This is a genomic window from Brachybacterium tyrofermentans, from assembly GCF_039526165.1.
In the GTDB taxonomy this organism is placed as follows: domain Bacteria; phylum Actinomycetota; class Actinomycetes; order Actinomycetales; family Dermabacteraceae; genus Brachybacterium; species Brachybacterium tyrofermentans.
This window is the reverse complement of the sequence record NZ_BAAAIR010000047.1, coordinates 13,764-38,459: the sequence shown is the minus strand read 5'-3', so window position 1 is coordinate 38,459 and position 24,696 is coordinate 13,764. Positions and strand designations below refer to the sequence as shown.

25 protein-coding genes are annotated in these 24,696 nt (G+C 70.0%); 12 read left to right on the top strand and 13 right to left on the bottom strand.

The features are described from left to right. The first annotated feature begins 54 nt into the window (after positions 1–54). The 3 genes from ABD093_RS16025 (at position 55) to ABD093_RS16015 (ending at position 4,706) form a co-directional block, all read left to right on the top strand. Positions 55–1,539, top strand: coding sequence for a sulfatase family protein (locus tag ABD093_RS16025; protein ID WP_343925770.1), 1,485 nt, complete (start codon positions 55–57; stop codon positions 1,537–1,539). Between the two features lie 3 nt (positions 1,540–1,542). Next, positions 1,543–3,768 carry an outer membrane protein assembly factor BamB family protein gene (locus ABD093_RS16020; RefSeq protein ID WP_343925768.1) on the top strand — a complete coding sequence of 742 codons (2,226 nt, stop codon included), beginning with the start codon at positions 1,543–1,545 and terminating at the stop codon, positions 3,766–3,768. Between the two features lie 173 nt (positions 3,769–3,941). Then, positions 3,942–4,706: an SDR family NAD(P)-dependent oxidoreductase gene (locus ABD093_RS16015; protein WP_343925766.1), complete on the top strand. Its 765-nt coding sequence runs from the start codon at positions 3,942–3,944 to the stop codon at positions 4,704–4,706. Positions 4,707–4,734: 28 nt separating this feature from the next. On the opposite strand, the gene ABD093_RS16010 is transcribed toward ABD093_RS16015, so the two are convergent. The 3 genes from ABD093_RS16010 to ABD093_RS16000 form a co-directional block, all read right to left on the bottom strand. Continuing rightward, a complete protein-coding gene (locus ABD093_RS16010; protein ID WP_193119199.1) occupies positions 4,735–5,016 on the bottom strand; it encodes a DUF2277 domain-containing protein in 282 nt (93 codons plus the stop codon). A 292-nt stretch (positions 5,017–5,308) separates the two neighbouring features. Further along, positions 5,309–6,607, bottom strand: a complete 1,299-nt coding sequence (locus ABD093_RS16005) for an alpha-L-fucosidase (RefSeq protein WP_193119200.1) — start codon at positions 6,605–6,607, stop codon at positions 5,309–5,311. Between the two features lie 169 nt (positions 6,608–6,776). Further along, a complete protein-coding gene (locus ABD093_RS16000) occupies positions 6,777–7,097 on the bottom strand; it encodes a hypothetical protein (protein WP_193119201.1) in 321 nt (106 codons plus the stop codon). 292 nt (positions 7,098–7,389) lie between these two features. Here ABD093_RS16000 and ABD093_RS15995 point away from each other — a divergent pair, with 292 nt between their 5' ends. The 4 genes from ABD093_RS15995 (at position 7,390) to ABD093_RS15980 (ending at position 10,918) form a co-directional block, all read left to right on the top strand. Next, positions 7,390–7,908 (top strand): helix-turn-helix domain-containing protein, encoded by a 519-nt coding sequence (locus ABD093_RS15995; protein WP_193119202.1) that lies wholly within the window; start codon positions 7,390–7,392, stop codon positions 7,906–7,908. Between the two features lie 23 nt (positions 7,909–7,931). Further along, positions 7,932–8,531: a PIN domain-containing protein gene (locus ABD093_RS15990; protein ID WP_193119203.1), complete on the top strand. Its 600-nt coding sequence runs from the start codon at positions 7,932–7,934 to the stop codon at positions 8,529–8,531. Positions 8,532–8,685: 154 nt separating this feature from the next. Next, positions 8,686–9,945 (top strand): MFS transporter, encoded by a 1,260-nt coding sequence (locus ABD093_RS15985; protein WP_319021699.1) that lies wholly within the window; start codon positions 8,686–8,688, stop codon positions 9,943–9,945. A gap of 130 nt (positions 9,946–10,075) precedes the next feature. Continuing rightward, a complete protein-coding gene (locus ABD093_RS15980) occupies positions 10,076–10,918 on the top strand; it encodes an NAD-dependent epimerase/dehydratase family protein (RefSeq protein WP_193119204.1) in 843 nt (280 codons plus the stop codon). On the opposite strand, the gene ABD093_RS15975 is transcribed toward ABD093_RS15980, so the two are convergent. Further along, the gene (locus ABD093_RS15975) at positions 10,915–11,922 is read right to left on the bottom strand and encodes a hypothetical protein (protein ID WP_193119205.1); all 1,008 of its coding nucleotides are present in this window, start codon (positions 11,920–11,922) and stop codon (positions 10,915–10,917) included. The genes ABD093_RS15980 and ABD093_RS15975 overlap by 4 nt on opposite strands. A gap of 192 nt (positions 11,923–12,114) precedes the next feature. Between ABD093_RS15975 and ABD093_RS15970 the strand changes: the two genes are divergently transcribed. The 3 genes from ABD093_RS15970 to ABD093_RS15960 all read left to right on the top strand — a co-directional run bounded on the left by ABD093_RS15970 (position 12,115) and on the right by ABD093_RS15960 (position 15,672). Continuing rightward, positions 12,115–13,725 (top strand): C69 family dipeptidase, encoded by a 1,611-nt coding sequence (locus tag ABD093_RS15970; RefSeq protein WP_193119206.1) that lies wholly within the window; start codon positions 12,115–12,117, stop codon positions 13,723–13,725. A gap of 164 nt (positions 13,726–13,889) precedes the next feature. After that, positions 13,890–14,873: a HipA domain-containing protein gene (locus tag ABD093_RS15965; RefSeq protein WP_343925761.1), complete on the top strand. Its 984-nt coding sequence runs from the start codon at positions 13,890–13,892 to the stop codon at positions 14,871–14,873. Beyond that, positions 14,851–15,672, top strand: a complete 822-nt coding sequence (locus tag ABD093_RS15960; protein WP_193119618.1) for a hypothetical protein — start codon at positions 14,851–14,853, stop codon at positions 15,670–15,672. Before ABD093_RS15965 ends, ABD093_RS15960 begins: the two co-directional genes overlap by 23 nt. A gap of 34 nt (positions 15,673–15,706) precedes the next feature. Here the strand turns inward: ABD093_RS15960 and ABD093_RS15955 are convergent, their stop codons facing one another. Then, complete coding sequence (locus ABD093_RS15955) at positions 15,707–16,321, bottom strand: ribonuclease D (RefSeq protein ID WP_343925759.1); 615 nt, start codon at positions 16,319–16,321, stop codon at positions 15,707–15,709. A 593-nt stretch (positions 16,322–16,914) separates the two neighbouring features. After that, positions 16,915–18,456: an SDR family NAD(P)-dependent oxidoreductase gene (locus ABD093_RS15950; protein WP_377802345.1), complete on the bottom strand. Its 1,542-nt coding sequence runs from the start codon at positions 18,454–18,456 to the stop codon at positions 16,915–16,917. Between the two features lie 52 nt (positions 18,457–18,508). Between ABD093_RS15950 and ABD093_RS15945 the strand changes: the two genes are divergently transcribed. Further along, positions 18,509–19,009: an SRPBCC family protein gene (locus ABD093_RS15945; protein ID WP_343925757.1), complete on the top strand. Its 501-nt coding sequence runs from the start codon at positions 18,509–18,511 to the stop codon at positions 19,007–19,009. A gap of 25 nt (positions 19,010–19,034) precedes the next feature. Here the strand turns inward: ABD093_RS15945 and ABD093_RS15940 are convergent, their stop codons facing one another. Continuing rightward, a complete protein-coding gene (locus ABD093_RS15940; RefSeq protein ID WP_343925755.1) occupies positions 19,035–19,967 on the bottom strand; it encodes a ketopantoate reductase family protein in 933 nt (310 codons plus the stop codon). Between the two features lie 69 nt (positions 19,968–20,036). Here ABD093_RS15940 and ABD093_RS15935 point away from each other — a divergent pair, with 69 nt between their 5' ends. Further along, positions 20,037–20,159 carry a hypothetical protein gene (locus ABD093_RS15935; RefSeq protein ID WP_343925753.1) on the top strand — a complete coding sequence of 41 codons (123 nt, stop codon included), beginning with the start codon at positions 20,037–20,039 and terminating at the stop codon, positions 20,157–20,159. Between the two features lies 1 nt (position 20,160). Here the strand turns inward: ABD093_RS15935 and ABD093_RS15930 are convergent, their stop codons facing one another. The 6 genes from ABD093_RS15930 to ABD093_RS15905 are packed head-to-tail and all read right to left on the bottom strand — an operon-like array spanning position 20,161 to position 24,660. Continuing rightward, on the bottom strand, positions 20,161–20,484 hold the full coding sequence (locus tag ABD093_RS15930) for a CHY zinc finger protein (protein WP_343925751.1): 324 nt from the start codon (positions 20,482–20,484) through the stop codon (positions 20,161–20,163). Then, positions 20,481–21,077, bottom strand: coding sequence for an energy-coupling factor transporter transmembrane component T family protein (locus ABD093_RS15925; protein ID WP_343925749.1), 597 nt, complete (start codon positions 21,075–21,077; stop codon positions 20,481–20,483). Before ABD093_RS15925 ends, ABD093_RS15930 begins: the two co-directional genes overlap by 4 nt. Then, positions 21,071–21,757, bottom strand: coding sequence for an energy-coupling factor ABC transporter ATP-binding protein (locus ABD093_RS15920; RefSeq protein WP_343925747.1), 687 nt, complete (start codon positions 21,755–21,757; stop codon positions 21,071–21,073). The genes ABD093_RS15925 and ABD093_RS15920 overlap by 7 nt, the downstream gene beginning before the upstream one ends. After that, the gene (locus ABD093_RS15915; RefSeq protein ID WP_343925745.1) at positions 21,754–22,881 is read right to left on the bottom strand and encodes a thiolase family protein; all 1,128 of its coding nucleotides are present in this window, start codon (positions 22,879–22,881) and stop codon (positions 21,754–21,756) included. The genes ABD093_RS15920 and ABD093_RS15915 overlap by 4 nt, the downstream gene beginning before the upstream one ends. Then, positions 22,874–23,998 (bottom strand): class I adenylate-forming enzyme family protein, encoded by a 1,125-nt coding sequence (locus ABD093_RS15910; RefSeq protein ID WP_343925743.1) that lies wholly within the window; start codon positions 23,996–23,998, stop codon positions 22,874–22,876. Before ABD093_RS15910 ends, ABD093_RS15915 begins: the two co-directional genes overlap by 8 nt. Beyond that, positions 23,995–24,660, bottom strand: a complete 666-nt coding sequence (locus ABD093_RS15905) for a biotin transporter BioY (RefSeq protein WP_343925741.1) — start codon at positions 24,658–24,660, stop codon at positions 23,995–23,997. The genes ABD093_RS15910 and ABD093_RS15905 overlap by 4 nt, the downstream gene beginning before the upstream one ends. Between the last annotated feature and the right edge of the window lie 36 nt (positions 24,661–24,696).

Here is a 24,696-nt window from a genome sequence, read left to right as displayed (position 1 = left end):
GACCGCAGACCGCAGCCCGCAGCCCGCAGCCCGCAGCCCGACTCGAGGAGGACCATGACCGCCCGCCGACCCAACATCCTGCTCATCCTGTCCGACGACCACGCCAGCCACGCCATCAGCGCGTACGGGTCCGTGGTCACCCACACCCCGCACATCGACCAGATCGCCGAGCGCGGCCGCCGCGTGGACAGCTGCTTCTGCACGAACTCGGTATGCACCCCGAGCCGCGCCTCGATCCTCACCGGCCAGCACAGCCACCGAAACGGCGTCACCACCCTCCACTCCCCGTTCGACGCCACGCTGCCCACGTTCGCGACGCAGCTGCAGGCGGCCGGCTATCGCACGGGGATCGTGGGGAAATGGCATCTCGGAGAGGGCGAGGGCCATGACCCGCAGGGCTTCGACCACTGGGAGGTGCTGCGCGGGCAGGGCGAGTACGTCGACCCCCAGCTGCTCTCCCCCAGCGGCGTCGAGATCGCGCCGGGATATGTCACCGATGTGCTCACCGAGCGGGGCCTGGCCTGGGTCGATTCCCTGGAGGGCAAGGAGCCCTGGTGCCTGCTGATCTATCACAAGGCCCCGCATCGCAACTGGCAGCCCGATGCGCGCCATGCCGGGACGCACAGCGCGCCCATCCCGCTGCCGCGCACCTTCGAGGACGACTACGCGGGGCGCTCGTCGGCCGCCCATCTCGCGGCGATGCGCGTGGCCGACCATCTGACCACGAACGATCTGAAGATCGACCCGCCGACGGACCTCCCGCGGGAGCAGCTCGCCCGCTGGAAGTACCAGCGGTTCATGGAGGACTATCTGGACTGCGTGGCCGGGATCGACGACAGCGTGGGCCGCGTGACCAGCTGGTTGCAGCAGCGCGGGGACGCCGAGGACACGATGCTGATGTACAGCTCCGACCAGGGGTTCTTCCTCGGCGATCACGGCTGGTTCGACAAGCGGTTCATCTACGAGGAGTCGATGCGGATGCCGCTGCTGGTCAGCTATCCGCGGCGGATCACCCCCGGTGCGCCGATGGAGCAGCTGATCACCAACGTGGACCTCGCCCGCACGATCCTCGACGCGGCGGGCGCCGAACCCCACCCGGACATGCAGGGGATGAGCTTCTTCCCCCAGCTGTGCGGCTCGGACGCGCCGACGCAGGACGCGGTCTACTACCGCTACTTCGAGCACGACGACCGCGAATCCCATGTGCTCGCCCACTACGGGCTGCGCACCGACCGCTACAAGCTCATCTACTTCTACAACGACGGCCAGGGCCATCCGGGCTCCTCGACGCGCCGCTTCGTCCCCGAATGGGAGCTCTACGACCTGCGCGCCGACCCCGGCGAGATGCTCAACGTCGCCCACGATCCGGCCTACGCCGAGGTGCGCCGGGAGCTCACCCACCGTCTCTGGGACCTCCAGGCCGAGCTCGGCGACCAGCCCCATCCGGAGCAGCCGCACCCCGACGAACTGTTCCCCGAACCTCCGCATCCGCACGAGCGGTTCCCGCACCCCCTGCATCCCCTCACCTCGAAGGACTGACCCGTGACCAGCTTCTCCCGCCGTGCCGCCCTGACCGCCCTGCCCGTGACCGGTCTGCTGGGAGCCGGCGGCGCGAGCACTGCCGCCGCACAGGCCGCGCCCGTCGCCCCCGTCGCATCGACCGCGCCCACCGCACCGACGGCTCCCGCGGAGGACTCACCGGTCCGACTCGCGTTCGTCGCCGACACCCACGCGGATCCCGAGAACGCGGAGACCACGGCCCGGCTGCGGGCTGTGTTCGAGGCCATCGAGGCCTTCGATCCGACGCTGGTGATCCACGGCGGCGATGTCACCGAGCACGGCATCGAGGCCGAGTACCAGGCGTTCGAGGAGGCCGTGCCCACCGGTCTGCGGGAGCGGATCGCCGCGGTGCCGGGCAACCACGAGACCCGCTGGGATGCGAGCGCCGGGAAGCTGCGCGCGCAGTGGATCGGCGAGGAGGTGCGGTTCCAGGACGTCGACGGGATGCGCGTGATCCTCGCGGACACCACCACGCACCAGCAGGAGGTCGCCTGGTGGTCCGCGCGGGCGCTCACCGAGCTCGAGCAGGCGCTGCGCTCCGCGGGGAACCTGCCCTGCGTGCTCGTGACCCACTTCCCGATGGGCGAGGGCTACTACTACGTCGCCAACCAGCAGGAGTTCGAGGACGTGCTCGCCACGCACCCCATCGCCCTGCACCTGACCGGGCATACCCACCGCGAGCTGCTCACCCGGGTGAACCGGCGCGACCAGCTCGAAGCGGCGGCCGTGAAGATCGACGCCGCCTACTACGAGCTGACCGGGAGCATCGACAGCCTCCAGGTCACCCGCGTGGACATCCCCGACCCTGCCGCGCCCACGCAGACGGTGCGCACCCCAGTGACCACCTACGACCTGACCCCGCAGCCCGGCCGGGACACCGCCCTGCCGCTGGGGAACCGCATCGAGGACGACGGCGGATCCATCGCCCTTGACGTGACCCTGCGCGGCTCGTTCCAGGGGGCTCTGGACGCGGTCCTCTACGACACCACGGTCTATGCCGGACGCAACGACAAGCTGCCGTGGACTCCCCTCCAGGGCAGCGGCCACCGGTTCTCCGGACGCCTGGACGCCTCCGCCCTGGCCTCCGGGAGGCAGCGCGTGCACGTGCGGGTGCGGCCGGATGACGGCTCCGGGAACCGTCTGCTCACCCTCCCCGTCGTCCACGGGAGCAGGGGCACTGCCTGGGAGGCGGCGCTCCCGGGGATGATCCAGGGCGGGCCGGCAGTCGTCGGCGCGGACGACGGGAACAGCGGGGGCGGCGGCGAGGTGCTCGTGGTCGGCGACAGCACGGGAACGGTCCTCGGACTCGACCGCTCCGGTGCGACGCGATGGACGGCCGACGTGGACGGCGAGATCCGCCATGATCTGCTCGCCGTCGACGGCGGACGCTCCGTCGCCGTGCCCGACACCGCCGGGTTCGTGCACCTGTTCGCGGCCGACGGGTCGCGCCTCTGGCGATACGGGACCGACGCGCCGCTCGCCGCAGATCCCGGCACCGGGACGATCGACGGCGCCGAGGTGCTGATGGTCTGCTCCGGCGCGACGCTGCACGTGATCGACGCGGCCACCGGGGGAAGGCTCTGGACGGCCCAGCTGCCCGCCTCGTCCATGGGTGCGCCCGCCACCGACGGCGAGCGCGTGTACGTCGGCGGCGGCGACGGCTGCGCGCACGCCCTGGACGCCCGGACCGGGGCGAGCGTGTGGACCACCTCGCTCACGGACAAACAGGGCAGCTACCAGCGGTTCATCTACGGACCGTGGAACGATGCGATCACCGTGCTCCCCGACGGCGGGGTGATCGCCTCCGGGATCGCGGACACCTGGTGCCTGGAGCCGGATGACGGCAGCTCGCGCTGGCGCGTGGACGGGTCCTTCCAGTACGCCCACGAGGCGCTCACCGAGGACGGGGATCTGGTGCTGGCCAACGAGGGCGGCGAGATCGTGTGCATCGATCCTGCGACCGGTGCGGAGATCACCCGCCTGGCGACGGCGGAGCGGATCCTCGACGAGGGCTTCGTGCTCGACGGCGACGTCGTCTACGCGGCGAGCCACTCCGGGCTGATCACCGCCGTCGACCTCGGCTCCGGCAGCATCGAGCAGCTCACCCGCCTCAGCACCGCCCCCGTGCTCGCCCGCGGCACGCTCTTCGGCGGCCACCTCGTGTTCGGCGACCTGGCCGGGACGGTGCATGCCGTGGAGCGGGTCTGACGGCTCGGCGGCACGGGGCCCGGAAGAAGGCGAAGGCAGGAGGCAGGAGGGGCGCTGGAGGGGCGCACGAGGGAGCGCACGAGGGAGCGAGGAGACCGCCGTACGGGGACGGGCGCCACTCTCCGCACACTTCCGACCTGCACCCTTCCGACCTGCACCCCTACACTCGCTCCATGACTACGACGTCCCTGATCACCGGTGCCAGCTCCGGCCTCGGCACCGAATACGCCCGCCAGCTCGCCCGTCGCGGTGACCGCCTTGTGCTCGTGGCTCGCGACGGCGGCCGGCTCGAGGCTCTGGCCGCCGAGCTGCAGCGGGCAGGAGCCGAGGGTGTCGAGGTCCTGAGCGCGGACCTGTCCTCGCCCGACGGCATCACCGCGGTCACCGACCGCCTCACGGACGCGGCGCGACCTGTCGACACGCTGATCAACAGTTCCGGCTTCGGCCTCCCGCTCGCCTTCGAGAAGAACGACATCGAGGACGAAGCGCGCCACCTCCGCCTCCATGCCGAGGTGCCCATGCGGCTCATGCATGCAGCGCTGCAGGGCATGCTGGCCCGGCGCTCCGGCACGATCCTCAACATCTCCTCGGCCTCGGCCGTCATGCCGCGCTCCACCTATGCGGCGGCGAAGTCCTGGCAGGTGATGTTCTCCCGCTGGGCGAACAGCAGCTATGGCCCCCGCGGAGTCACCGTCACGGCCGTGTGCCCCGGATACACCCACACCGAGTTCCATGAGCGGCTGGGCCTCGCGAAGGGCGAGGAGGGCATCCCGAACTGGCTGTGGCTCGATGCCCCGCGGGTCGTCGAGGACTCGTTGCGGGACGTGGGCCGCGGCAAGGCGGTCTCCGTGCCGAGCAAGCGCTACAAGGCGATCTACACCGCCGCCCGCCTCGCGCCGACGGGGCTCATGGCGAAGCTCGCTGCGCGGGGGCGCTGAGCCGATCTTTCAAGACGCGGTGACGACGTCAGGAGGCCGACGCCTCCGGGAACCGCTTCGCGGTCCGTGTCCGTGCCTTCTCCCGCTCCACCTCGCGGTCCTTCGGCGGGGCGGAGGTCACCAGATCCGCCAGCAGATGCTCGGTGACGTGGGCGATCTCGGCGACGGCGCGCTCGAACACCTCCGCATTGGCCTGGGACGGCTTCGGCATCCCGCTGACCTTGCGCACGTACTGCAGCGCGGCGTCGTGCACCTCCTGCGAGGTGGCCTCCGGGGCGAAGTTATGGAGCGGTCTGATGTTCCGGCACATGGAGCAAGGCTGGCACGGGGCGGCGGGGGCGACAAGAGCTGGCCCCCTCCCTCCGACAGTCCGACTCCCATGCAGAGCCCGCGGGCGGGTGTCGTCGAGCGCGCTACGCTGTGTGCATCACGACCGGTTCCGCCCGCAAGGGTCCAGGGCCGGTCGTCATCTTTCGGCCATCAGCCGATCCTGCTGCTGGCGGAAACGCCCTGGATATGACCCAGCCTCAGCCTGGGAAGGTCTCCAAGAGCTACGACGAGCAGGTCGATCAGCTTGAGGACGTATCGATCCTCGGTGCCGATCAGCTCGGATCGTTCACGCTCGATGCGCTGATGGTGATCGGGGCGGCATCCTCCCCGGGAAGCTCCACCGTGACGCCTTCGCCGGGCCAGTCGTAGCCCGCCGGGAGGTCGGCGGCGCTGATCGTCAGCGGGCCCTGCGGGCCGCTGAGGAACACATAGCACTGCCCGTCGTTCTCCACGGCGCGGGCCCACGTCGTCCCCGGGATCTCCTGCTCGCCGAGCCCGCGCGAGCCGGCCAGGTGCGCCTTGTGCTCGGCCATGAACTCCCCGACCGCTTCGAGGGTCTTCACCTGGAGCTCGGGCAGCGTGCCGTCGGCCCGCGGGCCCACGTTCAGCATGACCCGACCATCCTTGGAGACCGCGTCGACCACGTGACGGATCGCCCGCGGTCCGGACATGTACTGGGTCTCGTCCTCGACCTGGTTATAGCCGAAGGACAATCCGATCCCGCGGTTGTTCTCCCACGGCTGGTCCTCGGGGATCTCCCCGGCCTGGTACTCCGTGGTCACGAAGTCCTGGTGCGCGCCGGAGAAGCGGTCATTGATCAGGCCCTCCGGGCGCTGGTCGTAGAAGTACTCGAGCAGCTCGCCGAGCCCTCCTTCGTCGAAGTGGAAGTTCTCGTCGGGCCAGCCGATGTCGTTCCAGAACACGTCCGGCTGGTACCGGTCGATGATGTCGCGCATGTGGGCGCTGCAGTACTTTCCATACTCGTCATCACGCGGCCGCTTCAGATCGGAGACGTCCTTGCCGCTCTCGAGCGGCTCAGTGGGCCGCACGTGCCAATCCAGCCCGCCGGAGTAGTACACCCCGAAGCGCAGCCCGGCTTCCTTCGTGGCCTCGGCGATCGCTCCGACGAGGTCCTGGCGCGGCCCGCGCCGCACGGTGTTGCGATCCCCGGTGCCCGGGGCGTCCCACAGCGTGATCCCGTCATGGTGCTTGGTGGTGGGGATGACGTAGTCGGCGCCGGCCCGGCGGAACAGATCAGCCCAGGCCGACGGATCGAAGTTCGTCGGCTCCCACTGGTCCAGGAAGTCGTCGTACGGGGCGTTGCCGTGAACCTCCCGATGATGCTCCGCGGCGGGCGAGCCCTCGATGCGGATGGTGTTGAAGTACCACTCCGCGTAGGGGTTGTGGGCGAACCAGCCGAGGTCATCGGCGATCGCTCCGAGCTCGGCCGTGGGCTCCGCCCAGGCGGGGACCGAGTACGCGCCCCAGTGGATGAAGATGCCCAGCGGGGCGTCGCGGAACCAGTCGGGCAGTCGCTGCGGAAGGGCGTCCCAGGTCGAGGAGTCGCTCATGAGGGTCTCTCTTTCCAGAGGGTCGTGATGGTCATCGTGGCAACATCCGGAGGGCGGTCGCCCTGCTCCTGCGCTGCAGGTGACGTTCCTGCGCTGCCGGTGACGTTCCTGAGCTGTGGTCGACGTCGTCGGTCCGACACCGCAACGGGGCGAGCGCCCCGCCCGGGACTCAGCCCCCGACGGGCCCGCCTCGCTGCGCGAGCTTGTCCTTGATCCCGCGCACCGCACGCCCGAGGCCGGTGGCCTCGGCCTCCTCCTCGGCAGGGGTCTCCACGAAGTCGACGATCGCGCGCATGGTCGCCACGTCGATGCTGGGCATGCCGCCCGCCAGCAGGGTCCCGATCCGCTGCCCCACGAGGGTCTCGAGGTGTGCGGCCGCTTCGTCGCCGCGCTTCTCGCGAGCGGTCTCGAGCCTGTCCGCCAGCATGCGCGCCGCCACTGGGGACGCGGGGATGGGCTCGGGGTGGCCGGCGACGGTGATCTGTTCCAAGGGGCGTCCCAACGTGTCGTGGATCAGCGCGCCGCACGATCCGGCGCGAGGGCAGGTCGACTGCGACCTGCTTCACAGCACAGTACCGGGATCCGCGCCCTCTGCGGGAGACGCTCCACGCCCCGTCGGACCCGTTGCCGGCCGAGTCCGGAGCGACCCAGCACGGTACGAAGCGCCGCCATGCCAGCGAAGCAGGCAGGACGGTCGCCACCAGAAGGCCAGCCAACGATGCGCTAGAATCAATCGAAGTAAACGCAAGGCCTTATGGATGGATGAGAAACGAGGAGGGGTCATGTCAACAGCTGACGCACTGGCATCGACGACCTACAGCGCAGGCGACCAGCGCCAGCTGGGACGCATCCATGACGCTCTCGCGGCGGACGAAGCTCTCGATCCGCTCCCTCGGTACTACCTCGTCGGAAGCGGAACGGACGAGCCTATTGAGCTGCCCGAGGAGATCTACCAAGTGCTCCGCCAGGCGGTGGACGCGATGCAGAAGGGGCTGTCGGTGACGATCTCGCCGACGTCCCAGACGCTGACCACCCAACAGGCAGCAGATCTGCTCGGCATCAGTCGACCGACGCTGATCAAAACCCTCGACAGCGGCAAGCTCCCCTACACCCGCTCGGGCACGCACCGGCGTCTGGCGCTCACCGACGTCCTCGACTATCGAGAGAAGCGCCGCCAGGAGCAGTACGCCACCATCGAGGCGCTCTCGGTCGAGGTCGACGAATCGACCGACATCGACAAGATGCTCGACGATCTCAAGTCAGCACGGAAGGCCGTATCCACCAAGCGCCGTGCCCGATGAGCACGCAGACATAAGCTGACCGCATGTTCGCCGCCGTCCTCGACACCAGCGTGCTCTGGCCGAGCCTGCAGCGAGACTTCCTGCTGTCACTGGCCGCAGAGGGCAGCTACCGGCCGCTCTGGAACACTGCGATTCTCGAAGAGCTCGTCTTCCACGAAGCGAAGAAGCTCGAGTCGCGAGGCGAACACGTGGACCGCGCCACGACACGCGCTCAGCGGCTGATCGGGCAGATGTCGCAAGCCTTCGACGATGCGCTGGTCACCGGATGGGAGCCGCTCGAAGGCACCTTCGATCTTCCTGACCCGGACGACGAGCACGTGCTCGCCGCGGCCGTGATCGGTGGCGCCGAAGTGATCGTGACTAGCAACCTGAAGGACTTCCCGGCCGGTCGAGTCCCGAAACCGATCCGGGCTATCCCACCAGCGGAGTTCGTCGTCGATACCGTTCGGCAGCACCTCGCTCCTGCCTGTCGGGCTGTGCTCGAGATCTGCGCGCGAAGCGGGCGGCGTGGACCTGCGCTCACACCCGATGACGTGCTCTCAACGCTCGCAGAACGTTATGGGATGACGGAGGCCGCAGAACTGCTCAGCAACGCGCCCGGGCTTCGCAGAACGAGCCGGTGACACGAGCCGGTGAGGGGTGCGCCCGCGCCGATCCGTGGCAGCTTCGCTCGCACCACCTTTCCTGGCCGCTCGTCGAACCCGCCTATAGGATCGAGGCGTACTCACCGCTTCCAGCGTCGGCAGCGATGCCTTGCCGACCCGCGCTGGAGCCCTCGTGACCTCGCCTTCCCCCTCGCCGACCGCCCCACTGTCCCCCGGACGCCTGCGGCTGGTCATCCTGGCCATGTCGCTGGGCGCCTTCGCGATCGGCACCACCGAGTTCGCGAGCATGGGCCTGCTGCCCCAGATCGCGGAGTCGCTCGACGTGGGCATCCCCCAGGCCGGCATGCTCATCACCCTGTACGCCCTGGGCGTGGTGATCGGGGCACCGCTGGTGACGATCGCCGCGGTGAAGCTGCCCCGCGCGAAGCTCCTCGTGCTGCTGATCGCCCTGATCGGGGTGGGGAACCTGCTCTCGGCGCTGGCCACGGACTTCACGGTGCTGGCGTCGGCCCGATTCGTCGCCGGCCTCCCCCACGGCGCGTTCTTCGGCGTCGCCTCGCTGGTCGCCGCGCGCCTCTCCCCCGCCGGTCGTCGGGCCCGCTCCGTGTCGCTCGTGATGCTGGGCCTGACGATCGCCACGATGCTCGGGGTTCCGGCTTCCACCGCGCTCGGCCAGAGCATCGGCTGGCGCTGGGCGTACGTGATCGTCGTGGTGATCGCCGCGGCGAGCACCCTGGCGATCTGGCGCCTGGTCCCCGAACCGCCCAGCACCGGGGCCGACGGCGTCTCCGGCTCGATCCGCGGAGAGCTGCGCGCCCTGCGTCGCGTGCAGGTGTGGTTCGCGCTCGGCATCGGCTCCATCGGCTTTGGCGGCATGTTCGCCGTGTACAGCTACATCGGCGAGATCGTGCCCGGCGTGATGGGCCTCGGCGAGAGCGCCGTGCCGATCGCCCTGTTCGTGTTCGGTGTGGGCATGACAGCAGGCAACATCCTGGCCGGCCGGCTCGCGGACCGCAGCGTCTACGGCACCATCTTCCTCGGTCTGCTCGGCATGGCGCTCAGCCTCACGGTGTTCGCGCTCGTCGCCCATCAGGCGATCGCCGCGATGGTCCTGCTGCTCGCGATCGCCGTGACCTCCCAGCTGATGGGCCCCTCGCTGCAGCTGTTCCTGCTCGACGCCTCCCCCGACGCCCCCTCGCTCGCCGCCGCCCTGCACCACTCGGCGCTGAACATCGGCAACTCCCTCGGCGCGGCGCTCGGCGCGGGCGTGCTCGCCGCCGGCTGGGGCCTGCTGGCCCCCGCGTGGACCGGGGTGGTGCTGGCCGTGCTCGGCCTCGGCATCGCGAGCTGGTCCTACCTCGTGCACCGTCGCCAGCAGGTGCGGGCCGACGTGCTCGCGGCCGAGGCGGCCGAGGTGCCGGCCGCCTGCTGACGCCCGCGCGGCATCGTGCCCGATCTGCTCGATCCGCCCCGATTGCGCCGCCCCGCTGTCCACGCCGCTCACCCGTCCCACCCCTCCGCCCACCGTCGCGTTCGTCGGGTCCCTGGTGCAGGATGTGCAGATGAGAATCGCACTGACAGGTGGCTCGGGAAAGCTCGGACGAACGGTGCTCCGCCACCTTCGCGACCAGGGACACCTGGTGATCAACCTCGACCAGGCCGGCGAACGGGGCACGGGCTTCGTGCGGATCGATCTGCGCGACGCCGGGCAGGTGCTCGATGCGCTCACCGGCATCGACGAGCAGGCGCCCGACGGGTTCGACGCGGTGGTGCATCTCAGTGCGATCCCGGCCCCTGGGCTGTCCACGAACACAGCCACCTTCCAGAACAACATGATCAGCACGTACAACGTGTTCAACGCGGCGATCAAGGCGGGCATCACGAACATCGTGACCGCGTCGAGCGAGACGGTGCTCGGCCTGCCGTTCGACACCCCGCCCCCGTACATCCCGGTCGACGAGGACTACCCGGCGCGCCCGGAATCCACCTACTCCCTCTCCAAGCACCTCGAGGAGCAGATGGCGATCGAGCTGACCCGGTGGCATCCGGAGCTGAAGATCATCGCGCTGCGCTTCTCGAACGTCATGGACGAGGCGGACTACGCCGAGTTCGAGACCTTCGACGCTGACGCGAGCGCGCGCAAGTGGAACCTCTGGGGCTACATCGACGGGCGCGACGGCGCCGAGGCCGTGCGTCTCGCTCTCGAGCACCAGGCCACCGGCTTCGACCGCTTCATCATCGCTGCCGCGGACACGGTGATGTCCCGCGACAACGCCGAGCTCGTCGCCGAGGTGTTCCCGGACGTCCCGGTGCACGGCGACATCGCCGGTCACGGCACGCTGCTCTCGATCGACAAGGCGCGCAGAGTCCTCGGCTTCGATCCGAAGCACACCTGGCGCCGCTAGAGGCGTTCGAGGTCGGCGGCCAGTTCGGCACGCTGCACGGCACGGCGTTCTCGCAGCACAGCTACCGCGCCGCGCATCATCACGGGGGCTCGGAAGGTCATCAGCGATCGGTGATCCCGGTAGTCCCCGGGGTTTCCGTAGTTCCCGTCGTCCCAGCGGTCCCTGTAGTCCTCGTCGGGTGCGCGTCCGCTGTGCGACGGGGCGACCAGCAATCCCTTGCTGTCCAGCGCGCTCATGGCTCTGGAGACGTGGCCGAGCTCCCGCAGCTTCCCCTCGGCGACATGCCCCGTGGCACGGTCGATCGGCACGTGGTGGATGTGCGGTTGGCGGATCAGAGCCGCCAGGAAATCCACGGTCTCGGAGCAGTGGATGAGCCGGTCGTCCGGAGGGATCACCGGCAGCGTCAGGCCGTCTGTCCCGCTCGCCACCAGGAGAGCGTCGAAGCCGTCGTCGGGCGGGCTGCTCCCCCACCAGGAGGTCGCTCCCCCGACGTCGACCGTGTCGAGGACGGCGGCGAGCAGTTGACGAGCGTCGTCGAGGGCCTCCTCCGTGGCATCGTCGCGCTCGTCGCCGACCAGCACCTTGCCTGATGGGCGCACCCGCCCTTCCTCGCGCAGGAGCCACCCAAGGCGGGTCAGGACGTCCCACGCCAGTTCGACACCCGTGCCTCCTCCGTACGGACCCCATCGCCTTCCCGTCGGCTCTTCGGCGCACCGCTCCTCGACTCGTCGACGATCGACGGCGTACAGCTTCCCCTGCCTGGTGAGCCGCATCCCGTCCCCGATGGCGTCCAGCAGGTGACGCACCGTGCGGGTGAAGGGCAGGTGGGAGAACTCCGCCCTCATCGCTGCCCGACCAGCCCGGTCCGTGGGTTCGTCGGCCGGAACACACGCATCGCCGAGATACCAGGGAGCCGACCGGGTACCCGGGTCAGCACGGTCGTCGGTGAGATCGCCGTCGTCGAAGAGGTCGGCGCTGGGCAGGTACGAGTCATCGGTGGTCATGCCTCGACAGTGGAGGAGACGCAATCCGTGCGCCACGGCAGGGCATCGGCTGTGGACGACGGGCCCCTGTGGAGGAGACGTCGTCCGCGACCGCGGTGTGAAGGCCCCGACCGGAAGAGGACTACCGTGGCAGGGCACGCGATCCCGCTCTCCCGGGATCGCCCAGATGTCACACGGCCGAGGAGGTCACAGGTGGGTTGCACAACGCTTCTGGTGGGCCGGAAGGCGAGCGCCGACGGGTCGCCTCTCGTCGCCCGCACCGAGGATTCCTCGAACGGCTCCTTCGATCCCAAGCGGGTCGTGGTGGTCCCTCCGGAGGACCAGCCGTGCGTCTACACCAGCGTCCTCAGCCGCCTGCAGATCGAGCTGCCGGAGAACCCGCTGCGCTACACCTCGGTGCCCAATGCCCTGCCCGGCGAAGGACTCTGGGGCTCGGCCGGGATCAATGCGGTGAACGTCGGGATGAGCGCGACGGAGACCCTGACCAGCAATCCACGGGTGCTCGGCGCGGATCCGCTCGTCGAGCTCGTCCCCGAGTCGGGCACTCCCGGCACGCCGGACCATCGGCCTGAGCGGCCCGGCGGGATCGGCGAGGAGGACATGCTGACCCTGGTCCTGCCCTACATCCGCAGCGCACGGGAGGGCGTGGAGCGTCTGGGGGCGCTGCTCGCCGAGCACGGCACCTACGAGATGAACGGGATCGCGTTCTCCGACGTGGCGGACATCTGGTGGCTGGAGACCGTGGGCGGGCACCACTGGATCGCGAAGCGGATCCCGGAGGACCACTACGTGACGATGCCCAACCAGCTGGGCATCGACTCCTTCGATCTCGATGATGCGGAAGGAGAGGGCAGGGATCACCTCGCGAGCCCGGATCTGCGGGCGTTCCTCGAGGAGCATGATCTGGACCTCACGCTGCGCCCCGCCTCGAGCACCGGTTTCGGTGCGGCCCCGTCGAGCGCCGGCGGGAGCGTCATCAACCCGCGCGAGGCCTTCGGCTCCCACACGGATTCCGACCACGTCTACAACACGCCCCGCGCCTGGTACATGCAGCGCACCTTGAACCCCACGAGCGAGGACTGGGACGGCCCCGGACCGGGGAACCGGCCGGACTCCGATGACCTGGCGTGGAGCCGCAGGCCGGAGCGGAAACTGACGATCGAGGACGTCAAGGACGTGCTCAGCTCGCATTACCAGGGCACGCCGTTCGATCCGTACTCCGCGCACGGCAACGAGGCCCAGCGGCGCGCGTTCCGCCCGATCGGCATCAACCGGCACAACGCCCTGGCGATCCTCCAGATCCGTCCCGACCGTCCGGAATCCTCCCGGGCGCTGCAGTGGATCGCGTACGCCTCGAACCCGTTCACCACGCTGATCCCGATGTTCACGAACGTCGACGAAGCCCCGGAGTACCTGGCGACCACGACCGCGCAGGTCAGCACCGACAGCTTCTACTGGACCTCCCGCCTGCTCGCGACCCTGGCAGATGCCCACTTTGCCGACGCCATCCCGCTCATCGAGCGCTACCAGCAGACGACCCTCGCACTCGGGCATGCCGCGGTGCATGCGGCCGACGGGGCGGTCTCCCAGCCCTCGCACCCCTCAGTGCCCGACGGGTCCTCAGCGGCCGGCGGAGGCTCTGCAGGTGACGGGGCCGCTGGGCAGGCCGTCCCGGCGCTGCTCGCCGAGGCCAACACCGCCGTCGCCGAGCAGATCCGCGCAGAGACCGATCAGGTCCTCGCCGCGGTGCTGCACACGACGAGCAACCTCATGACGAACCGGTTCTCCCGCTCGGACGGCTGAGGCCGGCGCGCGAGGATCGGACGATGTCGGCCCCTACACGCGGGACATTCCGATCCTGAGTTGGGTCAGGGGACCGGATAAGTGGAGGTCGTGCCCGATTCACCACCACCTTCCGCTGTCCACATCCCTAGGAATGCTTGACGCTCCGCCATTACTCTGGACGCATGTCGTCCTTTAGCGCACTCCCCTACTGGGAGCGCGTTGACGTCAGTCACTGGCAGATCATCGCGCCCGAACAGTCCGGAACCCACGAGACGACGTGGATCGCCAATCCTTCAGGTCGTGGCGAGGAGACAGCGAACTGGCTCCACAAGAACACCACCGTCAACGAGCATTTCGAACAGGGCGAAGACTGGGCCGAGGTCATAGCGAGCAGGGTCGGGGCCGAGCTCGGCGTACCTCTTGCCGAAACCAGGCTCTGTCTGCGCGACGGCCGAAGAGGGTCTCTGAGTAGGGACGTACGGCAGGCGCAGTACGACCTCGTCGGCGGCCACCTGGCGCTCGAGGACTGCAGGAGCGTCACCGACTACTTCCCGCACTTCGAGCGCGAACCTGCTGTCGACCCGAACCGCCCGGACGTGAGACGGCCCGGTCACTCACTCTCGAATATCCGACGTGCCCTGGCTGACTGCGAGCCACCACCGGAGTTCTCAGGGCCCGTGGAAATGGATGCGTTCGATGTCTTTGCCGGGTACTTGCTCTTCGATGCTCTCGTGGCCAATCGTGACCGGCACGAGGAGAACTGGTCGGTGCTCAGGCCCCGCCTGCGGGATCGGTCACCACTGCTCTGCCCGTCCTATGACCACTCCAGTAGTCTGGGCTTCGCTGAGACACCGGAAAAGTTGCGTCGGCGTTCTGAGGGAGCCGCGCTCAGATCTTGGGCCGAGAAGGGAACTGCCTGGCGGTTCGAGCACATGAAGAAGCCTCTGTCCCTGGTCGCGCTGGCGGGAGATGCCTTACGAATCTCGTCGCCCGCCGCACGGGTGCACTGGACGGAGCGACTCGATGCGATGCAGCTCACTCCGGTCACCGATCCGATCGAGCAGGGTCTTATCCCTGAGATGTCGGAGCCCACGATTACCTTTGTGATAGCCCTGTTGACCCTAAACCTGGAGAGGACCCGTCATGAGCTTGGTCAGCGTCTCTAACCCTCAGCTCGCCCCAGACACCGACTCCAGCGTCCATGAGTTGCTGGTGCTCTGGCAGCACCCCGACACTCGCCGCATCCATCCCATCGGACGCTTCTGCTTCGATGGCACCGAGTACACGTTCGACTACACGCAGCATGCCGGTAATATCGCGAACTTCCGCCCATTACCGGGGCTCCCGCTCGTACCGGACACGTATCGCGCGTCGCGTATGCCCACGCTGTTCCGTCAGCGGACAATGTCGTCACATCGCCCCGATTTCGCGTCGGCGATGGCCGACCTCGGTATCAGCCCGGATATGGCCACACCATGGGAGCAGATCGTCCACTCCGGTGGGCGTCGCGCGGGTGACACGCTGCAGTTCATGCAGATGCCAGCGATCCGTGCCGGGCGCTTGCATGCACGGTTCCTGACCAATGGGATCCGCCATGTCCCAGTGGGAGGTGCGATCAACCTCGACGGAACTCCGCACCGCGTCTCGTCCGAAGAGCATGAGCGCGTACTCAGCTCGCTGATCGTGGGTCAGTCGGTGGAGATCCTCCCCGAACGGAACAACCCGGAAGACGAGAACTCGATGGTCGTCACATCCCAGGGCGTTCCTCTGGGATGGGCACCTCGAGTACTCTCCGAGGGCCTGCGGGCTCTAGGAGTGACAGAAGGGTCCGGGCGGACGACTGTGGTGCGCACCGCGGGCCCTACTGCACCTCCGCACGTGCGCCTGGTCATCGATGTCGAGGCTGATGCACCAATCGGGTTCAGCTTCGATCGCGCGGGAGACTGGGACCCGTACCGCGCCTGACGCCATCCTTCCTCCGCCGAGCCACCCGTCCCGCTCAGTGAGTCAACGGGTCGGGTATGCCCAACACTTCACGGTGCGCGTCTGCCGGGATATATGTACACATAGCGTCGTAGAGATTCCGCCGATCTTCGGCGAGCTCTGCGATCAACTGCTCGTGAAGCGGCAAAAGATGACGTACATCGTCCGCTGCATAGTCGAGCTGTTCCGAGCTGAGTGCTCTCGCTCCCCAGTCGCTTGTACGCACTGACCCCTTGTCCAGCTCGATGCCGAGGCGTCGTCGGACAAGGGGTTTAAGGCTGTGTGAGCCCCGAGACAGATCCGGGTTCACGATGCGAGAGACCGTTTTCGTGCATCCGATGCGACGTGCCCTGATGCCCCAGTATCGTTCCAAGAATCTGAGGTCAAACGGCGCGAAGTGATAGATCGACTGCACGTCGCGAGATTCCAGGACGGCAGCTAGAACTGGTGGGCGGGCTCCACGGTTTCGCACGATGAGCGGCCCCGTCGACGGCGTGAACAGCTGGCAGATCTCCAGACGGTCCGTCCTCCAGTCCAATCCACTCGTCTCTGTGTCGACTGCGCAGATGCCGGTCTCCCAGATGCATTGAGCAAGTTCAGGAGTGAGGTCATCGAGGATCTGAATCGGCATCTGGTCAGCGTAGACCCGCCCGCCTCGGGGGCATAGCGTGCCCTCTCGCCTGTGGATGACGGAGGAGTTCTGTCGCCCTCGTGCAACCTGTCCGATGCCGAACCAGTCCCGCTCACCACGGGATGGGCCTGCAGTCCTTCACGAAGCAACCGTAGAGATCCTCGCCGCGCACGATCGGGTCGTCCACGCGAGCGGCGCCCTCCACGAGGCCCACCGGGGCGTGGCCAGCCCTCGACGGCGACCCGCAGCACACCTGGAGCCGCGCGGTCTCCTCTGACAGGCCAGGTGCGTCCATCCGGAAGCGGTTGTCCGGGTCTGTCAGACCAGGAAACGAAGCAGTAGCAGCGGTAGGCGCACCACGAACTTCAACACGACCCAGAGCACGTCACCCAGCTCCAGTACCCACAACGCGACGGTGCCTCTGCTGTTCCAATCCCCTCGTCGGCGTCGGCGACTCATGGAATCTCCCTTCCGTGACGGAGCAGCACCACCCTCAGCAGCGCCTCGTAGCCTGCAACACTACGCAGGGGAACCCTTCCGTGCAGGACACCCCGTATCCCCGAGCGAGAGCGGCCGGACCGTCGAGCCACCCGTCACCACGGGCTGGGCTTGTAGTCCTTCACGAAGCAGCCGTAGAGGTCCTCGCCAGCCTCGCCGCGCACGATCGGGTCGTACACGCGGGCGGCGCCGTCCACCAGGTCCAGCGGCGCGTGCCAGCCCTCGGCGGCGATGCGCAGCTTGTCCTGGTGCGGGCGCTCGTCGGTGATCCAGCCGGTGTCCACGGCGGTCATGAGGATCTGGTCCGTCTCGAAGGCCTCGCCGGCGCTGGTGCGGGTGAGCATGTTCAGCGCGGCCTTGGCCATGTTGGTGTGCGGGTGGCCGGCGCCCTTGTAGCGACGGGAGAACTGGCCCTCCATCGCGGAGACGTTCACGATGTAGGCGCGGCGGGCCCCGGCCTGCACGGCGGCACGCATCGAGGCGCGCAGGCGGCTGATCAGCAGGAACGGCGCGGTCTCGTTGCACAGCTGGACCTCGAGCATCTCGAGGGCCTCGACCTGGTCCACCGTCTGCGTCCACGAGTTGGTGGTCTGCAGGTCCGGCAGCAGCCCGCCGGCGTCGACCGCGGTCCCCGCGAGGTGCTGGTCCAGGCTCGCATTCCCGGCACGCAGCGCGAGCGCCGTCATCGAGGCGGCCGACTGCGCCTTCCGGGCGTGCTCGAGGGATTCCCCGTCGTGCTGCGGGACCGACTGGGCGTCCAGCACCCCGGCGATCGATGCGGGGTGGGCCTGGGAGATCCGGTCGAAGGCTGTCATCTCCGGCAGCGCGAGGTCGGTGGGCAGCGGTGCCTCCTCGAGCTCCACCAGGGACGAGTAGGCGCTCGGCGAGCGGCGCACCGTCTGGGCGGCGTTGTTGATGAGGATGTCCAGCGGGCCGGCCGCGGCGACGTCGTCGGCCAGCGCGATCACCTGGGTGGGGTCGCGCAGGTCGATGCCGACGATCTTCAGGCGGTGGATCCAGTCCCCCGCGTCCTCCATCTGGGCGAAGCGCCGGGCCGCGTCCTTGGGGAAGCGGCTGGTGATGGTGGTGTGCGCGCCGTCGCGCAGCAGGCGCAGCGCGATGTACATGCCGATCTTGGCGCGGCCGCCGGTGAGCAGGGCGCGCCTTCCGGTGAGGTCGGTGCGCTGGTCGCGCTTGGCGTGGGACATCGCGGCGCAGTCCGGGCACAGCCAGTGGTAGAAGGCGTCCACCAGGGTGTAGTCGCGCTTGCAGATGTAGCAGCCGCGGGCCTTGTTCAGCTCCCCGGCGTAGGCACCCTTGGTGGCCGAGACCAGCGGGATCCCCTTGGTCTCGTCGTCGATGCGCAGCGGGGAGCCGGTCGCGGTGGCCGCGACCACGGCGCGGTCCGCCTTGCGCTGCTCCCACGTCTTGGTGCCGCGGCGAGACTTCGCCAGGCGCTTCTCGAAGGTGCGCGAGGCACGCTTGAGGGCCAGGAGGTCCTCGTCGTCATCCGCCAGCTTCGGCCCGGCCGCCAGCACGCGCAGGGCCGTGGCTAGCTCGTCGGCGGTGAAGTTCGAGGGCTTGCCGGCACCGGCCGACGGGTCGGCGGCGGAGGCGGAGGAAGAGTCGTCATGCACCGCTCGAGTCTACGACCGCAGGGGCACAACGCCGCGCTGTAGCATCGCGCAGATGGCCAGGATCATGCAGGTGCACGACAGCATCGTCATCGCTGCGGAGCCGCTCGAGCTGTGGGAGCAGATCGCCGACCCGTCGCAGATGGGACGGTGGAGCCCCGAGAACACCGGGGCGGAGGTGCCCCGTCCCGGGAGCCCGGCGACGGTCGGCACGACGTTCATCGGGTCGAACCTCCGCGGGAAGGCCCGCTGGGTGACGTCCTGCACCGTCACCGAGGCCGTTCCCGGCGAGCGGTTCACCTTCGACGTCACCGCGATCGGCCCCAAGAAGCCGCTCCTCAAGGGTTCCATCGCCACATGGAGCTACACCTTCGAACCGACCGACGGCGGCACCCGGGTCACCGAGACGTGGACGGACGGGCGCAGGCGCTGGCCCGACGTCCTGGCCAATCTGTTCGACCGCTTCGTCACCGGCGGTCAGCTGTTCTCCGACTTCCAACGCGGCAACATCGCCCGCACTCTCGCCGCGCTGAAGGCCGACGTCGAGCCCGACTAGACAGTGCCTCCCGTGCGCCGAAGGATCATGCGAGGGTTGCCTCAAGTCTCGGAGTCGGAACGCCGAGTCTGCGGGCTTCCTGCAGTGCGTCCTGGAGGACGGCACGAGGTTCGGCGCCATTCGGGTCGGTGTGTGCTTCCAGGCCCGCCCGAGCGACCGGGAGGCGAGCGGTCGCCGACGCCATGGCGGCTGCGGTAAGGGTCGGCAGTCGGTAGGAGAGCACTGCGCGTCGATGCCGGCGGAGGTCGACGCCGCGAGCCTCCAGCACGGGCAGCAGCTCTCGGCTGGTCAGCAACGCGTCCCGGAACGCCCGTCGGTCGCCGATCATGTTCGCGATCCCGCCGTGCCGAAGACCTTGAGCATGCATGCCGACGTCGGCGATGACATGCAGCCAAAGCCACCCGCGCATGTCCCTCTCCTCGCGGAGGGCGAAGCCCGCACGTCGGAAGACCGTCTGCACGGCGAGTTCCCGTGGGCTGGGCGAGGAGCCGGACCTCCCGAGGACCACGGTGCGGAACAGAGCGCCATGCAGGACTCCGTCATCCCCGAAGCTGCCGCCGCCCTGCGGGAATCCGAAGACCACCTGGGTGGCCGGAATCGGTGCGGTCGCGCTGAGGGGCTCCTCCCAGACATTGCCGAACACGAGCACCGTGGCATCTCCGACGCGGGGAGCGAGGAACGCGGCCGCCTCGGCGAGGCGATGATGAGCGACGCTGAGCACGACCAGGTCGAAGCCGTCCCCCGGATCGACGGACTCCCGGAACCGGATCGGGACCGCCTGGCGGACCTGCCGGCCGAGCGGCGCGCCGCGTGCGTCGAGGAGATCCATCCGGACCGTGTCTCCGTACTCGGCGGCGCGACCAGGACGGACATAGAACTCGACGTCGTGTCCGGCAGCTTGCAGCGCCTGACCGTAGATCGTCGCGATCACTCCACGGCCGACCATCAGAACGCGCATCGTGAGCCCTTCTCCGCCCTCTTGGATCCTGTGGAGCTCATCTCCGGGTGACCCGGGAAGGAGCCTATCGTGGCAGCCGTGGACCTGCTGATCGACGGCCTCGAGCACGTCCGAGGGGCACGGCGAGGACAGGGCACGCGTCGAGCTCGGGAGAGCGCCCTCCCCACCTGCCGCACGAACTCGCGCTCCTGACCTACTCGAAGTACATCGGATGGTGCAGGGCGCATCCCGGGTTGAACGCCGCACCGCACCAGGGGCAGTCCTCTGCCGCGACATACTCGTCGATGCGCATCTCCGTCCAGCACACCCCGCAGAGGATGGCCAGCTCGCCCCGCGACCCGGCCGGCCAGGGGCGCGAGGAGTGGTCGGCTGTCTCCTCGTGGCACAGATGGCAGGGGTGGTACTCGCCGCAGCAGGCGAAGCGGATCGCGATGACGTCCAGGGACGTCCGATAGTGGATGCATCGCGTCTGCTCGTCGACCGTCGGCCCGTGCACCACCGGTCTCGCCCTGGTCATCGCATGCCCCGCGCGGTCAGCGCATCGCCGAGCGCGTCCGCATGCTTGAGCGCGAGGACCAGGAAGGGCATGGCGAAGTGGCGCAGGCTCCGGCCGCCGCCCCGGGCGCGCTGCGCCTCGCGCACGTCCCGGGCCAGCCCTGCCAGCACGGGCAGGGTGTTGAGCGTGACGGCGAGGACGAGCGCCGCGCGCTGGGGGTCCAGGCGCAGCAGGGCGAGCGGGGCCAGTGCCCGCTCGAGCGCGTCCAGCAGCTCGCTGACCGGGGTGGTCAGGGCCAGCAGACCGCTCAGCACCACGGCCGCCGCGACCCGCAGCGTGTTCGCGACCGCGTCCTCGGGACCGAGGAACAGCAGCTGCCCGGCCGCGGTCACCACGAGGATCCAGCGCGCGACGGAGAGCTGTCGGACCAGTTCCCGCAGGCCCGTGCCCGGCACCGCGTAGCAGGCCACGCACACCGCTGCAGCGATCGCGGCACTGATGTAGCTCACCGGCAGCAGGCACACGCCGAGCACGATCACCATGAGCACGGCGGCCGTCGGCCCGGCCGGCAGGCGGTGCCAGAACCCGTCGCCGGGTCGGTACAGGGTCAGCACCGCAGAGCCTCCTCGTAGGTCGCGATGGTCGCGTCGGGCGCGCCGACGGCGAGGATCGTCCCCTCCTGGACGTGCACCACGGTCTCGCAGCGACGCGCGAGCTCGAGGTCGTGCGTGACCAGGAGGAGCCGGTGGTCGGCGTCCGTGAACAGGTGGTCGGCGATCCGGCGGGCGTTGCGGGCGTCGAGATAGGCCGTCGGCTCGTCGGCGATGACCAGCTCCGGCTGCCGCACGAACGCCCCGCACAGCGCGAGCAGCTGCTTCTGCCCGCCGGAGAGATCGTGCGCGGAGCGATCCGCGAGGGCAGCGAGACCGAAGCGCTCCAGAGCCGCCTGCACGCGCCGGGACTTCTCCGCGCGCGGCAGCTTCTCCGCGCGCAGCGAGAAGGCGACGTCCTCGGCGACGGTGGGCATGATGATCTGCGCATCCGGGTTGCTGAAGACCACCGAGACACGTCGACGCAGCCGGGAGGCGTCGCGGGCCGGGTCGAGGCCGAGCACGCGGATCCTCCCGCTGGTGGCCGTGATGAGCCCGCCGACCAGCCGGGCGAGCGTGGACTTGCCCGAGCCGTTCTCCCCCACCACGGCGATCGTGCGGGCATCCAGCGAGCAGCTCACGTCGTGCAGCACGTCGGCGTCGCCGAGGCGCACGCCCACGTCCTCGAGGTCCAGGACGCTCATCGGACCACCTCCACGACGGCGGCGATGCCCATGCCCCCGCCGATCGAGGCGGCGGCGACCCCGACGCTCCCCGCCGGGGCATATCCCCTGATCAGGCGGCTGAACAGCCGCACCATCGCGACCGCGCCGCTCGCGCCCCAGGGATGGCCGAGGGCGAGGGCCCCGCCGTCGGCGCAGACCCGTGGACCGTCCTCCGCCAGGCCCAGACGGTCCAGCACCGCGAGCGACTGCGCGGCGAAGGCCTCGACGATCTCGAGTGCGGCGACCTCCTCGAGGCCGAGTCCCGCCGAGGCGAGAGCGGCCTCCACGGCGGGAGCCGCACCGATCCCCGGCAGCGCGGGGTCGCAGCCGACGACCGCGTGGGAACGGATCGCGAGCCCCGGGGCGCCACCCCGCGCGCGCTGCGGGACGAGCAGGAGAGCTCCGGCGCCGTCGCTGATCCGGGTCGAGGTCCCGGCGGTGAGGGTGCTGTCCGGGAACAGGGGCGGCAGCCGCCCGAACGACGGCGCGGAGGCGCGCAGGGAATCGTCGGCGGTCACTGCGCCGACGGCGACGAGCTCGGCGTCGAACCGTCCGGCGGCCCGGGCGGCGCGTGCCCGTCGATGGCTGCGGGCGGCGTGCGCGTCCTGGCGGGGCCTGCTGATCCCGTCGGCCGCGGCGAGGGCGTCCGCGGCGCGCGGCATGTCCGGATCGGGCCAGCCCTCCGGGGTGAACGGGGCGCGGTCGTAGGGCACGCCGTCCAGGGTGCGTCGCGGAGCGGTCGAGGCGCTCTCGACGCCGCCGGCGAGACGGGCGCGATCGTCCCCGGCCTCGATCGCCCGCGCCGCATCGATCACGGCGGCCAGGCCGCTGCCGCACTGGCGGTCGACGGTCTCCCCCGGCACGTCCACGCCGAGCCCCGCCGCGAGAGCGGCGACCCGGGCAGGATTCCCGCCCGGCCCCATGCAGTTGCCGAGCACCACGTCGGCGATGTCGGGCTCCGACCCGAGGGCGGCCGACGCATCGTGCACCACGGCGCGCAGGACCGGCGCGGCGAGCTGCTCGACGCCGTGGGCCGCAAGGCCGCGGCTCCGGGTGCCGATGGGGGTGCGTCGCGCCGCGACGACGACGGCGTGATCAGGCACAGCGCCTCGCCTCCCCCGCCTGGATGCGGCGCAGGGCCTCGGCGCGGGCCGGCTTGCCCGTGGCCGTGCGCGGCAGCGGGCCCTCGAACCAGATCCGGGGACGGTGGGACGAGGTGAAGCGGGCGGTCGCCATCGTGCGCAGCTCGCGGGCCGTCGGCGGCGGGGCACCGGGTTCCGGCTCGATCATCGCGGCGACGAGCGCACCGATGCCGTCCGTGGGCAGCCCGAGCACGACGGCGTCGGCGATCCCGGGCAGTGCGCGGAGGCCGGTCTCGACCTCGTCCGGGATGACGGTGGCCGAGGCGGTGAGGATCGCCGCGTCGCCGCGGCCCTGCACGGTGAGCACGCCGTCCTCCAGGGTCGCGAGGTCGCCGACGCTCCCCCACCCTCCGTCGGTGCGCATCGGGCCCGGGCCGCCGAGGTATCCCCGAGCCGTGTAGGGCGAGCGGACCCACAGCTCGCCGTCGCGGATCTCGAGCTCGACCCCGGGGAAGGCACGGAGTCCCTCACCGGTGTCGAGCGCGACGAAGGAGAGCTCCGCGGCCCCGTAGTAGGCGACCACGCGGAGGCCGCGGGCCTCGGCCTGTGCGCGCAACCCGGCCGGGAGGTGGGAGCCACCGACGAGCGCCGTGCGCAGGCGCGGGAGCTCGTCGGCCGCGAGGGCGGCGCTCAGGGCCTGCGGGGTGCCGTGGAGCACGGTCGCCTCGGCGCGGTCCGTGCCGTCGGGCAGGATCGGTCTCGGGCCGCCGGCGAGCGCATGGGCGAGGGAGAACAGCGTGAGCGAGGAGGCGGGCGGCGAGGGCAGCAGGATCCGCTGCTCGGCGTCCGCGTCCCGGGGGCTCGCGAGGAGCGCCGAGACGGAGTCGAAGGAGCGCTCCCAGGAGGCGGCGCTGCGCAGCACGATCCGTGGCGTCCCGCTCGTCCCGGAGGTCAGCGTGGCCCAGGCGGTCTGCGCCGGGACAGGCCCGGACGCGGCGAGTTCGCGCACCGCGTCCCAGTGCGCCGCCGGCCAGCGATCATTCCCGACCAGGGGCACGTCGCCGTCGGCGCGCACCGCCCGGAGACGATCGAGCAGGCCCTCCCCCGTGCCGCCCAGCACCACGATCCGCGAGGTCACCGCAGCGTCTCCGCGGACGCGTCGGCCCGGCGGGCGGAGCGCCGCGAGGGCTGCCAGGTCCGTCGGAAGGCTCGCGGGTAGGCGCGCAGCAGCGTGGCGACGACCGCGGTGGCCGAAGCAGCCTTCAACAGGTCGCCGGGGAGGAAGACGAGGCTGGCGAGGACGGTCTGCTCGAGCGGCAGGCGGCTCACGAGGCTCTGCACGGGGATCCCGACGGCGTAGATGACGAGGATGCCGCCGATGATCGCGGCGAGCGCGACCCGGAGCGCGGAGGGCTTGCGCGTCGAGGCGTGCACGATCAGTCCCACCGCGAACGCCCCGAGGATCCACCCGAGCATGTACCCGGCCGACGGTCCGACGAAGGCGCTGAGCCCACCGCGCCCGCCGGCGAGCAGCGGCAGCCCCGCGGCGACGAGGGCCAGGAGCACGATCATCGACAGCGCGCCCAGGCGCGGGCCGAGCACGGCGCCCGCGAGCATGACGCCGAAGGTCTGCGCGGTGATCGGCACGCCGCCGAACACGCTGAAGCTGCCCGGCAGCCCCAGGGCGGCGACGAGCGCGGCGAACACCGCCACCCGCGCGATGTCCTGCGCACCCAGCGCCCCCCGTCGCGGCTCGACGCCGCCCGGCCGCTCGTCGTGCACCTCGCTCCTGTCGATCATCCGACCACCTCTCCTGAACGGTGTTCACCTGAACGC